The organism is Chelatococcus asaccharovorans (genome assembly GCF_003201475.1).
GTDB lineage: Bacteria > Pseudomonadota > Alphaproteobacteria > Rhizobiales > Beijerinckiaceae > Chelatococcus > Chelatococcus asaccharovorans.
Map to the genome: position 1 here is coordinate 1 of NZ_QJJK01000012.1, position 14,828 is coordinate 14,828.

At 66.6% G+C, this 14,828-nt stretch carries 12 protein-coding genes; 9 read left to right on the forward strand and 3 right to left on the reverse strand.

The window, feature by feature from the left end:
• Positions 1-100: integrase core domain-containing protein (locus C7450_RS35205; RefSeq protein WP_146227229.1), on the forward strand; the 100-nt coding region annotated here is incomplete at its 5' end.
• Between the two features lie 525 nt (positions 101-625).
• On the opposite strand, the gene C7450_RS25140 is transcribed toward C7450_RS35205, so the two are convergent.
• Both C7450_RS25140 and C7450_RS25145 read right to left on the reverse strand, forming a co-directional pair.
• On the reverse strand, positions 626-2,164 hold the full coding sequence (locus C7450_RS25140; RefSeq protein ID WP_110377231.1) for a malonate--CoA ligase: 1,539 nt from the start codon (positions 2,162-2,164) through the stop codon (positions 626-628).
• Between the two features lie 37 nt (positions 2,165-2,201).
• The gene (locus C7450_RS25145; RefSeq protein ID WP_110377232.1) at positions 2,202-3,560 is read right to left on the reverse strand and encodes a malonyl-CoA decarboxylase; all 1,359 of its coding nucleotides are present in this window, start codon (positions 3,558-3,560) and stop codon (positions 2,202-2,204) included.
• 313 nt (positions 3,561-3,873) lie between these two features.
• Between C7450_RS25145 and C7450_RS25150 the strand changes: the two genes are divergently transcribed.
• The 8 genes from C7450_RS25150 to C7450_RS25185 all read left to right on the forward strand — a co-directional run bounded on the left by C7450_RS25150 (position 3,874) and on the right by C7450_RS25185 (position 12,482).
• Complete coding sequence (locus C7450_RS25150) at positions 3,874-4,389, forward strand: formate dehydrogenase subunit gamma (protein ID WP_110377233.1); 516 nt, start codon at positions 3,874-3,876, stop codon at positions 4,387-4,389.
• On the forward strand, positions 4,386-5,999 hold the full coding sequence (locus C7450_RS25155) for a formate dehydrogenase beta subunit (RefSeq protein ID WP_110377234.1): 1,614 nt from the start codon (positions 4,386-4,388) through the stop codon (positions 5,997-5,999). The genes C7450_RS25150 and C7450_RS25155 overlap by 4 nt, the downstream gene beginning before the upstream one ends.
• Before the next feature lie 193 nt (positions 6,000-6,192).
• Positions 6,193-9,072 (forward strand): formate dehydrogenase subunit alpha, encoded by a 2,880-nt coding sequence (gene fdhF, locus C7450_RS25160; protein WP_110377235.1) that lies wholly within the window; start codon positions 6,193-6,195, stop codon positions 9,070-9,072.
• A 36-nt stretch (positions 9,073-9,108) separates the two neighbouring features.
• Positions 9,109-9,921: a formate dehydrogenase accessory sulfurtransferase FdhD gene (fdhD, locus tag C7450_RS25165; protein ID WP_245450125.1), complete on the forward strand. Its 813-nt coding sequence runs from the start codon at positions 9,109-9,111 to the stop codon at positions 9,919-9,921.
• A complete protein-coding gene (locus C7450_RS25170; protein WP_110377237.1) occupies positions 9,911-10,147 on the forward strand; it encodes a formate dehydrogenase subunit delta in 237 nt (78 codons plus the stop codon). The genes fdhD and C7450_RS25170 overlap by 11 nt, the downstream gene beginning before the upstream one ends.
• Positions 10,148-10,337: 190 nt before the next feature.
• Entirely contained in the window at positions 10,338-11,318 is a 981-nt protein-coding gene (locus C7450_RS25175; protein WP_245450126.1) for an NAD(P)H-quinone oxidoreductase, read from the forward strand.
• 257 nt (positions 11,319-11,575) lie between these two features.
• Positions 11,576-11,947 carry an antitoxin Xre/MbcA/ParS toxin-binding domain-containing protein gene (locus C7450_RS25180; protein ID WP_110377456.1) on the forward strand — a complete coding sequence of 124 codons (372 nt, stop codon included), beginning with the start codon at positions 11,576-11,578 and terminating at the stop codon, positions 11,945-11,947.
• The gene (locus tag C7450_RS25185; RefSeq protein ID WP_110377239.1) at positions 11,940-12,482 is read left to right on the forward strand and encodes an RES family NAD+ phosphorylase; all 543 of its coding nucleotides are present in this window, start codon (positions 11,940-11,942) and stop codon (positions 12,480-12,482) included. Before C7450_RS25180 ends, C7450_RS25185 begins: the two co-directional genes overlap by 8 nt.
• Before the next feature lie 27 nt (positions 12,483-12,509).
• Here the strand turns inward: C7450_RS25185 and C7450_RS25190 are convergent, their stop codons facing one another.
• Positions 12,510-14,792, reverse strand: coding sequence for a glycoside hydrolase family 3 N-terminal domain-containing protein (locus C7450_RS25190; protein WP_110377240.1), 2,283 nt, complete (start codon positions 14,790-14,792; stop codon positions 12,510-12,512).
• Between the last annotated feature and the right edge of the window lie 36 nt (positions 14,793-14,828).

Here is a 14,828-nt window from a genome sequence, read left to right on the forward strand (position 1 = left end):
CTCCTGGATCGACGCCTACAACACCCGACGACCCCACTCGGCCCTCAACGGCATCCCGCCATTCCAGAGGCTGAACAACCTTCTTGGAAACGACATCTAGAGCATTGTTACGCGACATGGATGCCGGTCCGCGCGAAGATAGCGCGCGGAACAAAGCTCTGGCGGCCACGGGCGGGCAGTCGAAGCGGGCGACCTAACCTATTGAACAATAATGCGGATACTCGTTCCGGAACGCGCCAGGCGCTTGCTTCGCAACGCTTGGAGGTGTCGCATCCTCAATTGTCCTCTTAGGTTCCATAATCATGCTTATGCGTATTCAGCATCTCGGCGTAAGTGGTTTTCAGTGTCCCATCGGCCGTAGATCGAGCCCCCTCGGCATTCCGCCTCGCCGCCTTAAAGATAAGATTTCACAGCGGGTTATGGTCCTGATCTCGCGCTTGTAACGACCGCTTACGGACGAGATGGCCTCGTCCCGGCTACCACCGCGGCGTCTTGCGGGCCGCGTCCAGAGCAAGGCCATCTTTTTTCGGACTTGCTCCGATCCTTCTCGTCGGATCTGTTCTCAGCTGCACCGGCAGGCATGCTGCTGTCTGCCGGCGTAGGCGTTGACACGTCTCTGCGTGGCTCAGCCGGCCTGTCTCTGGAAAACATCCGCGAAACGCTGGCGCAGGATGTTCTTCTGGACCTTGCCCATGGTGTTGCGCGGCAGCTCATCGACGATGAACACGTGTTTCGGCTGCTTGAACTTGGCGAGGCGCTCGGCCAGCGCCGCCGCGATGGTTGCGGGATCGGCCGGGTTTTGCGGATCGGCGACCACGGCGGCGACCACGCCCTCCCCGAAATCCGGATGCGGCAGGCCGATGACGGCGCTCTCAACGACGCCCGGCAGGTCGTCGATCGCCTCCTCGATCTCCTTGGGATAGACGTTGAAGCCCCCGGAGATGATCAGGTCCTTGGCGCGCCCGACGATATGGACATAGCCGGCCGTATCGACCTTGCCGAGGTCGCCGGTGATGAAGAAGCCGTCGGCGCGGAATTCTTCCTGCGTTTTCTCAGGATTCCGCCAGTAACCCTTGAAAACATTGGGGCCCCTCACCTCGATGACGCCGATGCCGTCGGGGCCGACGGCTTGGCGCGTATCGGCATCAACAACCCGGAGGTCCACGCCGGGCAAGGGGTAGCCCACCGTGCCGGCGATGCGATCGCCGTCATAGGGGTTCGAGGTGTTCATGTTGGTCTCGGTCATGCCGTAGCGCTCGAGAATGGCGTGGCCGGTGCGCTCGCGCCATTCTCGATGCGTCTCGGCCAGCAGCGGCGCCGAGCCGGAGACAAACAGTCTGATATGGGCGGTGGCATCGCGCGTCAGTCCGTCATGCTGGAGAAGGCGCGTGTAGAAGGTCGGCACGCCCATCATGCTCGTGGCCTCAGGCAGAAGCGCCATTACCTTGTCCGCATCGAACTTCGGGAGAAAGAGCATGGTGGCGCCGGCCGCCAGGATGGTGTTGGTGGCGACGAACAGGCCATGGGTGTGGAAGATCGGCAGCGCATGCAGCAGGACGTCCTGGTCCGTGAAGCGCCAGTAGTCGACCAGGGTCAGCGCGTTCGACAGGAGATTGTCGTGGCTGAGCATGGCACCCTTGGAGCGCCCTGTCGTGCCGGAGGTGTAGAGGATGGCGGCCAGGTCATCCGCGCCGCGGGGCGCGTCGACGAAAGCCGCCGCGGCGGCGTCCGGCAGTGCGGCGGCCTTGTCGACGAGGCTGCCCCTGCCCTCGCCGTCAAGGGTTTCCACCGCCGCGATCCCGTGCCGGCCGGCGAGTTCCTTGATTCCATCGTATTTCGCCGGGTCGCAGACGACGAGGCGCGGCTCGGCATCGCCGAGGAAATAGTCGAGTTCGGTGAGCGTATAGGCGGTGTTGAGCGGCAGAAAGATGGCGCCTGCCCGGACCGTCGCGAGATAGAGCACGATGGCCTCGGCGCTCTTGTCCACCTGCACGGCAACGCGATCACCCGGCCGAACCCCGAGCTCGACCAGTGTCGCGGCCAGCCTTGCGCTCTCCTTCACCAGATCGCCATAGGTAATCGTGCGTCCGCCGGCGACTTTAATGAACGGCTTGTCCGCGGCAGGGGCCTTGGCCATCAGTCCGGAGAGCAGGTGTGAGGTCATAGGGCGTAAGCTCCATTCGTTTCTTGGTCTGATAGCCTCAGTCCGTCACCGTGGCGAGCGCGCGTTGCGGCTTATCGGCCTTGACGAGCTTGCGAATGGCGGGTGCGGCGATGATCTCGCCGGCGCGCGCATAGGCTTCGTGGTTCGCCTCGATATCGTCAAGGGCATAGAGATAGTTGACCATCAGACCGTAGGACTGCGTCAGCCCCTTGGGTGAGGGATCGCCCAGGAAGTCGAGCTTTTCCAGCCGCGCGCCGTTGCCGAGATGGAAGCGTGCGACCGGGTCGACCGGCGTGCCGCGCGGGCTCTTCGCCTTCAGGAAATAATAGGCGGCGGCCTGCAGCATCACCTTGCGCAGCGCCGGCAAGCCGGCCTGGTTCTCGTGCCAGCCCGGCTCGTCGAGGGCGGCGAGCGTGGCCTTGTCCGCCTCGTCCAGCGCATCGGACACCTCCGCCCGGCGTTCGCGGTTGAGCCAGGCGGCGAAGCCCGGCACCGGCGAGAGGGTCACAAAGGTCTTGAGGTTGGGAAGGTCGCGTTTCAGGTCCTGCACCACCTGCTTGATCAGGAAATGACCGAAGGAGATGGCGGCAAGGCCCTTCTGTGTATTGGAAATGGAATAGAACACGGCCGTTGTCGCATCCTCAGCGCGGATGGGATCACGCTTCTGGGCCAGCAGCGGCGCGATCGCACCCGGGATCTCCCGGGTCAAGGCGACCTCGACAAAGATCAGCGGCTCGTCACCGAGCTGCGGGTGGAAGAAGGCGAAACAGCGCCGGTCGGCGGGCTCCAGGCGCCCGCGCAGGTCGTTCCAGTCACTGATGGCGTGGACGGCCTCGTAGCGGATGATCTTCTCGAGAATATGCGCGGGTGAGCTCCATTCGATCGGTCGCAGCACGAGAAAGCCGCGGTTGAACCACGACGAGAAGAGATGCCGGAAATCGCTGTCGACCGACCGGAGCGCCGGCTCCTCGCGCAGATGTTCAAGGATGTCCTCACGCATCTTGACGAGCGCCGCCGTGCCGCCGGGGGCGAGATTCAGCCGGCGGATGAGTTCCTGCCGCCGTGCCTCCGCCGCGTTGTGGAGCTCGTGGATCGTGTCGTCGTCAGGATTGGCGCGAAAGGCCTCCAGCGCCCGGTCGAGCCGCGCCCGATCGGCGCCGAAACGCTCCGCGAGCACGCGCAGGAAGGCAAGGCGCGCCTCAGGCGGGGCCGCGGCATAGCTGTCGAGGAGCGCCTGCGCCAGCGCCACGCCCGACGCCTCGCCACGTTCCGACAGGAGTTGCTCCGCAAGCGCGCTCGGATCGGCCCTCAGCGCAGGATCAGGTGGCAGGCCCAGGAACGTGCGGCCCCGGTTGGTCAGCGTTTGCAAGAGGTCGTTCAGAAACGACGTCGGCATGGTAGCTCCTCGACAGGCTCTCGATGATCCGGGATTGCCTCCCCTGGCGCCGGCAATACTGTCCGATCAGACGGCGGCTGTCAGCGAAAACAACGGGTGAACGGTCTAGTTCCCGTTTCCGGATCCCGAAGCGTCTGCGCGCATGTGTGACGGGACGCACGCAACGCATTCAGCTTGCGTTATCGCAATCGGACGGACCACCAGCGTCGTCAGGTCGCATTGGCTCCCACGTGGATTGGCGAAGCTTGCCCTCTTACCTTAGAATGATAATAGACGCCCGAGGTGGGGTCGAAATGGGAGGTTACGGGTCATCATGTCTCAGTCGCGCCACGGGGACGACCGGACAGCGGTCGAGCCGAAGGATTTGAGTGGCGCGCAGCGCGATGAGCTGTCGGCCATCATCGCACGCTTCGAGACGGTGGAGGGGGCGACGCTGCCCATCCTTCACGCGATCCAGTCCGCTTTTGGCTTTATCCCCCCGGCGGCGGCGCCGATCGTCGCGGAGAAGCTCAACCGCTCACGCGCGGAAATCCATGGCGTGGTTACCTTTTACCATGATTTCCGCAGCCAACCGGCCGGCCGGCATGTCCTGAAACTCTGCCGGGCGGAGGCCTGCCAGTCCATGGGGGCCGAGCGTGTCGCGCGGCTGGTGGAGGCAGGCCTCGGCGTCACCATGGGCGAGACGACGGCGGACGGCCGCGTGACCCTCGAGCCGGTCTATTGCCTCGGCTTGTGCGCCGTCGCACCCGCCGCCATGGTCGATGGGCGGGTTGTCGGTCGCCTCGACGAGGCAAAGGCCGGCGCTCTGATCGCCGAGGTGGCGCCATGACGATGCGCATTTTCGTCCCTGGTGATTCGGGCGCGCTGGCGGTCGGCGCCGATGCGGTTGCGGCGGCGATCACCGCCGAAGCGGCCCGGCAGGAGCTTGCGGTCACCCTGGTGCGCAACGGCTCGCGCGGCCTCTATTGGCTGGAGCCCCTCGTCGAAGTTGAAACGCCGGCCGGCCGGATCGCCTTCGGGCCGGTCGCACCGAGCGACGTGCCGGAGCTGGTGGCAGCTCTGGCCGATCCCTCCCCTCGAGGGGAGGGTCCTCCGCGCGGCGGAGGTGGGGCCGCGCCTTTCACCACGCATCCGCTCTATCTCGGCCTGACCGAGGAGATCCCCTTCCTCAAACGCCAGACGCGCTTCACCTTCGCGCGCTGCGGCGTCGTCGATCCCTTGTCGCTGGACGATTACAAGGCCGCTGGTGGCCTCAAGGGGCTCGCGGCGGCGCTGGCGCTGGCGCCGGAAGCGATCGTCGACCAGGTGACGCAATCGGGGCTGCGCGGCCGCGGCGGCGCGGGCTTTCCGACAGGCATCAAGTGGAAAACGGTGCTGGCCGCCGAGGGCTCGCGTAAATTCGTCGTCACCAATGCCGACGAGGGCGACAGCGGCACCTTCGCCGACCGGATGCTGATGGAGGGGGATCCCTTAATCCTCATCGAGGGCATGATCATCGCCGGTCTCGCCGTGGGGGCGAGCCACGGCTATATCTACAGCCGCTCCGAATACCCCCACGCCAACGACGTGATGGCGAAGGCCTTGGCCATCGCCGAGAGGGCTGGCCTTCTCGGCACCGATATTCTCGGCTCCGGACGCAGTTTTTCCATCGAACTCAGGATCGGCGCCGGCGCCTATGTCTGCGGCGAGGAAACGGCGCTGCTCGAATCGATCGAGGGCAAGCGCGGACAGGTGCGGGCCAAGCCGCCCCTGCCTGCCATCAAGGGGCTGTTCGGCGCGCCGACCGTCATCAATAACGTGCTCTCCCTTGCCTCGGTGCCCTTCATTCTGGCGGAGGGGCCGGCTGCCTTTGCGGCAGTCGGCTTCGGTCGCTCGCGCGGGACCATGGCGGTCCAGCTCGCCGGCAATATCCGCCATGGCGGGCTGTTCGAGACGGGCTTCGGCATCACCTTGGGCGCATTGGTCGACGACATTGGCGGTGGCACGGCAACCGGCCGGCCGGTCAAGGCGGTGCAGGTCGGCGGGCCGCTCGGTGCCTATTTCCCCCCTGCCCTGTTCGACACGCCCTTCGACTACGAGGCCTTCGCCGCCCGTGACGGGCTCATCGGCCATGGCGGCATCGTCGTCTTCGACGACACCGTGGAAATGGCGCGGCAGGCGCGCTTTGCCATGGAATTCTGTGCCATCGAGAGCTGCGGCAAGTGCACCCCCTGCCGCATCGGCTCGACGCGCGGCGTCGAGGTGGTGGATCGCATCATCGCCGGGCGCGATGTCGACGCGAATGCGGCACTCCTGGCCGATCTCTGCGAGACGATGAAGTTCGGATCGCTCTGCGCGCTTGGGGGCTTCACGCCCTACCCCGTGATGAGCGCGCTGACCCATTTCCGCGAAGATTTCGGCCTTCTCCCGCCCAATGGTAGAATGGAGGCGGCGGAATGAGCGGCATGATGGACCTGGGTGAAGTGTTACCCCCCTCCCTAACCCTTCCCCGCCTAACCCTCCCCCGCAAGGGGGGAGGGAAACGCTGCATTGCGTGTGTCGCGATACGATTAGCGTGCTCTCCCCCCTTGCGGGGGAGAGACAGAGAGGGGGGTGCCGGTGCCCGCCTCGGACCTATCATGAGGCCCCTGCCATGACCCTCATCCACGAAACCGATTACGGCACGCCTGCCGCGCGTTCCGAGGCTATGGTCAGCCTCACCATCGACGGACGGACCGTCGCGGTGCCCGTCGGCACCTCCATCATGCGCGCCGCGATGGAGATGGGAACGCAGATCCCGAAGCTTTGCGCCACCGATATGGTCGACGCCTTCGGCTCCTGCCGCATGTGCCTTGTCGAGGTGGACGGCATGCGCGGAACGCCGGCCTCCTGCACGACGCCGGTCGCCGCCGGCATGGTCGTGCGCACCCAGACCGAGCGGCTCGCGCAGATCCGCAAGGGGGTGATGGAGCTCTATATCTCCGACCACCCGCTCGATTGCCTGACCTGCGCGGCCAATGGCGATTGCGAATTGCAGGACATGGCCGGCGCCGTCGGCCTGCGCGAGGTGCGCTATGGCTACGAGGGCGAGAACCACGTGGTCGCGAGCCGCGCCGGCGCGGTCAACGACCGCTTCCTGCCGAAGGACGAGTCGAACCCCTATTTCACCTATGATCCCTCGAAATGCATCGTCTGCTCGCGCTGTGTGCGGGCCTGCGAGGAGGTCCAGGGCACCTTCGCCCTGACCATCGAGGGGCGCGGCTTCGACAGCCGGGTTTCGCCCGGCATGCACGAGAGCTTCCTCGGTTCGGAATGTGTCTCCTGCGGCGCCTGCGTGCAGGCCTGCCCGACGGCGACCCTGACCGAGAAGTCCGTCATCGCCATCGGCCAGCCCGAGCATTCCGTGGTGACGACCTGCGCCTATTGTGGGGTCGGCTGCACCTTCAAGGCCGAGATGCGCGGCGAGGACGTCGTGCGCATGGTGCCCTGGAAGGACGGCAAGGCCAATCGCGGGCATTCCTGCGTCAAGGGACGCTTCGCCTGGGGCTACACGACGCATCGCGACCGCATCCTCAACCCGATGATCCGTGAGAAGATCACCGATCCCTGGCGCGAGGTGAGCTGGGACGAGGCACTCGCGCGCGTGGCGAGCGAATTCCGACGCATCCAGGCCACCTATGGCAAGGACGCGATCGGCGGCATCACCTCGTCGCGCTGCACCAACGAAGAGACCTATCTCGTCCAGAAACTGGTGCGCGCCGGCTTCGGCAACAACAATGTCGACACCTGCGCCCGGGTCTGCCATTCGCCGACGGGCTACGGCCTGAAGACGGCCTTCGGCACCTCGGCCGGCACCCAGGATTTCGATTCCGTCGAGCATAGCGACGTCGTCATGGTGATCGGCGCCAATCCGACCGACGGGCATCCGGTCTTCGGCTCGCGGCTGAAGAAGCGCCTCCGGCAGGGTGCGAAACTTATCGTCGTCGATCCCCGCCGCATCGATCTCGTGCGCACGCCCCATGTGGAAGCGGCCTTCCACCTGCCGCTGAAGCCCGGCACCAATGTCGCCGTGCTGACGGCGATGGCCCATGTCATCGTCACCGAAGGTCTCGTCGATGAGGCCTTCGTGCGCGAGCGCTGCGACTGGAGCGCCTTCGCGCATTGGGCGTCGTTCGTCGCCGAGCCGCGCAACAGCCCGGAGGCCGTGGAGGCGATTTCCGGCGTGCCGGCCGAGACCATCCGCGGTGCCGCGCGGCTCTATGCCACCGGCGGCAACGGCGCGATCTATTATGGTTTGGGCGTGACCGAGCACAGCCAGGGCTCGACCACCGTGATGGCCATCGCCAATCTCGCGATGGCCACCGGCAATCTCGGCCGGGAGGGCGTGGGCGTCAATCCGCTGCGCGGCCAGAACAACGTGCAGGGCTCCTGCGACATGGGCTCCTTCCCGCATGAACTGCCGGGATACCGGCATATCTCGGACGACGCGACGCGCGACATCTTCGAGAAGCTGTGGGGCGTGACGCTCGACAACGAACCGGGCCTGAGGATCCCCAACATGTTCGATGCCGCCCTCGACGGCTCGTTCAGGGGCCTCTATGTCCAGGGTGAGGATATCGTCCAGTCCGATCCCAATACGCACCACGTCACCGCAGGCCTCAGCGCCATGGAATGCGTGGTCGTGCATGATCTCTTCCTCAACGAGACGGCCAATTACGCCCATGTCTTCCTGCCGGGCTCGACCTTCCTGGAGAAGGACGGCACCTTCACCAATGCGGAGCGTCGCATCCAGCGCGTGCGCAAGGTGATGACGCCGAAGAACGGCTATGCCGACTGGGAGGTGACGCAGCGCCTCGCCCAGGCGATGGGGCTGCCGTGGGCCTATACGCACCCCGGCGAAATCATGGACGAGATCGCCGCGACGACGCCGAGCTTCGCCGGTGTCTCCTATGACAAGCTCGAGGCGCTCGGCTCCGTGCAATGGCCCTGCAACGACAAGGCGCCGGAAGGCACCCCCGTGATGCATGCCGCCGGCTTCGTGCGCGGCCAGGGCCTGTTCATGATCACCGAATATGTGGCGACGGATGAGAAGACCGGGCCGCGCTTCCCGCTGCTGCTCACCACGGGGCGCATCCTCAGCCAGTACAACGTCGGGGCGCAGACGCGCCGCACCGCCAATGTGGTCTGGCATGAGGAGGACCTTTTGGAGATCCACCCGCATGATGCCGAGAACCGCGGCATCCGCGAGGGCGACTTCGTGCGGCTCGCGAGCCGGGCTGGCGACACGACGCTGCGGGCGACGATCACCGACCGCGTGGCGCCGGGGGTGGTCTACACTACCTTCCATCACCCCCTCACCCAAGCCAATGTGGTGACGTCAGACTATTCCGACTGGGCGACCAACTGTCCGGAATACAAGGTTACGGCCGTTGAGGTTGCCCCCTCGAACGGGCCGAGCGACTGGCAACGGAGTTATGGCGAGCATGCGGCTCAAAGCCGCCGGATCGCGCACCGGCTGGATGCGGCGGAGTAGCGGGACGTGATCGCACCGACGGAGACGCGCGCCGTCTTGCGATGGCAGGATGGCACGGCGCGCCAGGCGCGCCGGGAGGTTGCCGAGGAGACCGCCATCGCGCTGACCTATGGCGGAAGCACCCAGGCCGTGATGATGGCGACCCCCTGCGATCTCGAGGATTTCGCGGTGGGCTTCAGCCTGACGGAGGGCATCGTCACATCGGCTGCGGACATCGAGCAGATCGCTGTCGAGGAGACCGAGCTTGGGCTCGACATCCAGATCGAGCTCGCGTCACCGCGCAACGCGGCCTTCGTCAGCCGCCGGCGGGCCATGGCCGGCCCGGTGGGCTGTGGCCTCTGTGGCATCGAAAGCCTGGCCGAGGCCATGCGCCCCCTCCCCGCACTCGCGCCCGGCAGGTCACGCCTGAAGGCGGATGTGATCGCCAACGCCTTGCGCCGCCTACCCAAGGCTCAGGTGCTCAACCGCGCCACGCGCGCCGTCCATGGCGCGGCCTTCGCGACGCCGGCGGGGTTCTTCGTCGTGCGCGAGGATGTCGGCCGGCACAATGCGCTCGACAAGCTCGTGGGGGCGCTCGCCCGCGCGGGGATTGACCCGGCCACCGGCTTCATCATGGTCACGAGCCGTCTCTCCGTGGAGATGGTGCAGAAGGCCGCCATTGCCGGCGCGCCCGTTCTCGTCGCGGTCTCGGCGCCGACCGCGCTCGCCATTCGCAGCGCCGAGGCGGCGGGCATGACCTTGATCGCCGTCGCGCGCGAGGATGGCTTCGAGGTGGTGACCCATCCCGACCGTATCGACTTCACGCGTCTCGAAACCACAGCCGAGGAAGGCCACATTGATGTCGCCTGAAACGCTCATCCGCATGGCCAACCAGATCGCCGCCTTCTTCAAGGCGCAAGGAACGGCGACGGCACCGGCCGCCATTGCCGAGCATCTCCAATCGTTCTGGGATCCGCGCATGCGCAAGGCGATCATCGCGCTTGAGGCCAATGGCACGGCAACCGGCCTCGATCCCCTCGCCGCCGCGGCCGTGCGGATGCTGAAGCCCGTGGATGCCGCCGCTAAGGTGGTCTGAGATCCAGCGAGGCCCAACGGATATCACCGTCATCACCGTGACAAGCCCGGCCACGACGGCGGCATGATGCTGTATGTCGATAGCTGGCCGGCCATGTCTGCGTGGCCAAGCCTCGGCGCAGTCTCTATCATGCGCATGCAGATTAACCGGAGCCCTTGCCTTGCCCGAGACCGTTGCATTGCCCGCGACCATGATCGCCATCGCCATGGATGGCTTTGGTGCCCCGGAGGTGCTGAAGCCCGTGGAGCGCCCCCTGCCGCAGCCCGGCAACGGCGAGTTGCTCATCCGGGTGGAGGCAGCCGGCATCAACCGGCCTGACGTCGCCCAGCGCAAGGGGGGGTATCCGCCGCCGCCTGGCGCGCCGGACATTCCGGGGCTCGAATGCGCCGGCACGGTCGTCGCGGTCGGCCCGGATTGCCGGCGCTTTCGGCCCGGCGATAAGGTCTGCGCCCTGGTCGCCGGGGGTGGCTATGCCGACTATTGCCTGGCGCCCGAGCCGCAGGTGCTCCCCATTCCCGGCAGTCTCTCCATGATCGAGGCTGCCGCCCTGCCCGAGACGTTCTTCACGGTCTGGAGCAACGTCTTCGACCGCGCCAAGCTTGAGCCGGGCGAGAGCTTTCTCGTCCATGGCGGCACGAGCGGCATCGGCACCACCGCCATCCAGCTGGCACACGCCTTCGGCGTCCGCGTCTTCGCCACGGCCGGCAGTGCCGAGAAATGCGCGGCCTGCCAAGATCTCGGCGCGGATGTGGCGATCAACTACCGCGACGAGGATTTCGTGGCGCGCGTGAAGGCGGAGACCGACCGCCGCGGTGTCGATGTCATCCTCGACATGGTCGGCGGCAGCTACACCCAGCGCAATATCGATGCGCTCGCCGTCGACGGGCGGCTGGCGCAGATCGCCTTCATGGGCGGGGCGAAGATCGAGGCCGATTTCACCAAGCTGATGACCAAACGCCTGACCTGGATCGGCGCAACGCTGCGCCCGCGCTCCATCGCCGACAAGGGCCGTATCGCCGCGGCGCTGGAGGCCAAGGTTTGGCCGCTGATCGCCAACGGCCGCATCAAGCCGCTGATCTTCAAGACCTTTCCGATGGCGGAGGCGGCCAAGGCGCATGCGCTGATGGAAACGAGCGAGCATATCGGCAAGATCGTGCTGACCAACGGTTAAATCACGCTGGTTTCACACGCAATCCAGCCGGTCATTCCGGGGCCTCGCGTCAGCGAGGAGCCCGGCACCCATGAACACGAGGTCGGATAAGAAGACACGTCAGATGGGGCCCCTTCCTGGTTTACCGTCGCGTTCATGGGTTCCGGGCTCGGGCCTTTGGCCCGCCCCGGAATGACCGCGCAATTCCTAAGCTTGCACTGCGCGTCGATTGATCTTACTTTGAGCACGTGATGATCAATTTGCGACTGGATGCTGTCATGAACGCCGCAGCTTTGGAAATTGCCGTAACCCGCTTCCGCGAAGGTGACGCCCCTTTCCTGTCGGCACGGCGCATCGCCGCGCTGCTCGGCGTGACCTTGACGGAGCTCGCAGCGCTGGCGGGTGTCGCCCGCAACACCCTCACCGCCAAGAGTGGCGCCCGCAAGGTGGATCAGGCCCTGAGCCCGGTCGCCCGGATCGTGGCGATGGCCTCGGAGATGGCCGGCGGCGACGAACGCGCCGCGCTCTGGTTCAAGCATCAGCCCATCCCCGGCTGGGCCGGTAAGACCGCTTATGATCTCGTGCGCGAAGGCAAGGCCGACAAGGTGCTCGCCTATCTCGAGGCGGTGCGCTCAGGCGTCTATGCCTGACCAGCTGCGCCCGCACGCGCGAAACCGCCTGTCCAATGCAAGCGTCATTCTCTGGCGCGCCTATGTGCCCCGCTGGGCGCATGCCCCCCTGTCCGGCGACGGCGCGGCGCAGTTCGGCGGCCGATGGAACCCTGTCGGCGCACCGACCCTTTATGCGGCGCGGGAATTGTCGACCGCCTGGGCGGAATACAACCAAGGCTTTGTCCAGCATCCTGCGACCATCGCGCAGATGAGCCTTCGGGGCGCCATGCTGGCCGATCTCTGCAACGAGGCGGTCCTCGCCGCGCATGGCGTCGATAAGTCAATCCACACGTGCGAGTGGCGCGCGCGTCTCGATGAGGGGACAGTCCCGGCGACGCACAAGCTGCGTGAGCGCCTGCTCGCGGCCGGGTTCGATGGCGTGATCTATCCGTCCTTCATGTCGCCCGGCGGTAGCTGCGTCGCCCTTTGGCGCTGGAATGAGCCGGATGGGCCTGAGCTCACCGTGATCGATCCCGAGGGCCGCCTGCCGCAGTCGGCCGCCTCGTGGCGATAGCGCCAGCGCCGTCATTGCGCAGCGCAGTCATTTCTGCAGCGTGAATTCCGCCGCTTGCAGGTCGGCGGCATTGGCCCCGGTCATCACGCGGAAGCGCCCGGCGTCGGTGGCCCACCGTCCATCCTGATGCCAATAGGCGAGATCCGCGTCCGTGAGGGACAGCGTGACCGTGCGCGTTTCGCCGGGTTCCAGCGCAACATGCTGGAAGCCGCGCAATTCCTTCACCGGCCGTGAAATCTCCGCTACGGGCTGGTTGACATAGAGCTGCACCAGGGCCGTGCCCGGCCGCCGGCCGGTATTGGTGACATCGACCGCGACCGCGATGGGCTCACCGGCCTTGACGATGGGTGAAATGCGCGGCGGCGAGAAGCCGAAGTCGGTGTAGCTCAGCCCGTAGCCGAAGGGAAAAAGCGGTTCCGTGCCCTCGTCGAGATAGCTCGCGGTATAGGGGCGTGGCGGATTGGTCGGCGGCCGCCCGGTCCTGAGATGATCGTGATAGATCGGGATCTGTCCGACCGCGCGCGGAAAGGTCACGGGCAGACGGCCGCGCGGCTCGTTCTCGCCGACCAGCGTGCGCGCAATCGCCAGCCCGCCCATGGAGCCCGGGAACCAGGCCGAGAGGATGGCCGGCGCGTCCTTCACGAGCGGCGTCAGCACCAGCGGTCGCCCATGGAACAGCACCACCGCCGTCGGCCGGCCCACGGCGAGCACGTCCCGGGCGAGTTCCATCTGATCGCCGGGAAGGCCAAGATCGGTGCGGCTCGCCGCCTCGCCGCTCTGCGTCGATTTCTCGCCGAGCGCGAGCACGACGACATCGGCGGTGCGGGCCACGGCGACGGCCGCGGCGCGCGCCTCCGGCGAACTGCCATTGACGGAGCCGGCGGAGACGACCTCGACCACGGCCTTCGGCAGCACCTGGCGCAAGCCGGCGGCCAGCGTGATGGCATCGTCCGGCTGACCGTTCGCCGCCCAGGGGCCGAGCGTATCGGCGCGGTCGTCGGCGAGCGGTCCGATAACCGCGATGCGCCGCACGTCGGGCGAGAACGGCAGCGTTTCGCGATCGTTCTTCAGAAGAACGAGCGATTTTTCGGCGAGTTCGAGCGCCGCCTGACGATGGGCGGGCGCAAACAGCGCCGTCCGCTCCCGCGCTTCGTCCATGCGGCCGAAGGGCTTGTCGAACAGGCCGAGTTCCTCCTTGAAGGTCAGCACATGCCGGACCGCGTCATCGAGGACAGCCATCGGGATCGCACCCGATGCGACGAGGCGCGGCAGGTCGCGACGGAAGGCCTCCCCCTGCATCTCGATATCGGTCCCGGCCGTGAGCGCACGCTTCGCGGCTTCCTCGCGGTCGGCCGCGATGCCATGCGTCACGAGTTCCTCGACCGCACCGAAATCGCTGACGACAACGCCCTGGAAGCCCCATTCCTTGCGCAGGATATCCGTGAGGAGATGGCGGTTGGCGACGCCGGGCACGCCATCGAAGGTGTTGAAGGCCGCCATGAAGCAGCGCACGCCGGCGGCGACGGTTGCCTTGAACGGCGGCAGATAGATCTCGCGCAGGGCCCGTTCGGAGACCGATGCGGCCGTATAGTCGCGGCCGGATTCCACGGCCCCGTTCGCACCGAAATGCTTGACGCAGGCCGCAACCGAATCATCTGCATCGAGGCGCTCGCCCTGGAACCCCCGGACGCGGGCGGCGCCGATCTGGCCGCCGAGCCACGGTGATTCGCCCGCCCCTTCGACGATGCGGCCCCAGCGGGGATCGCGGGTCACGTCGAGCATCGGGGCAAAGACCCAGTTGATGCCGGCGGCGGCGGCCTCGCGCCCGGCGATCCGCTCCGCGCCTTCGATGGCCTTCAGGTCGAAGCTCGCTGCCTGCCCGAGCGGGACGGGAAAGATGGTACGGTGCCCGTGCAGAACGTCGAAGCCGAAGAGCAGGGGAATGCCGAGGCGCGTGTGCTTGACGGCCGTCTCCTGCAATTGCCGCGTGAAGGCCACGTCATAGGTGTTGAAGATGCCGCCGAGTTCGCCCCTTTCGAGGGCGCCGGTCACATCCGGCGTGGTGTAGGGGCCGGTGACCGCGCGGTTGCTCGACAGAAGCACGAGCTGCCCGACCTTTTCCGCGATGGTCATGCGGGCGATGAGGTCCTCGACGCGCGCCGAGGCGCGTTCTGGCGCGTGCTGGGCCACGACCGGCGCAGGTGCGGAAGGCGGCTGCCCGGCCACCGGCGTTTGCGCCTGCGCCGCGGAGGCAATGCCGGCCACCAGCAACGCCGCGGTCAGGATCCCGATCTTACGGCCATGCGTCATGACGTGATGCCGCTCGTCGCGGTCCCTGGATGCGCC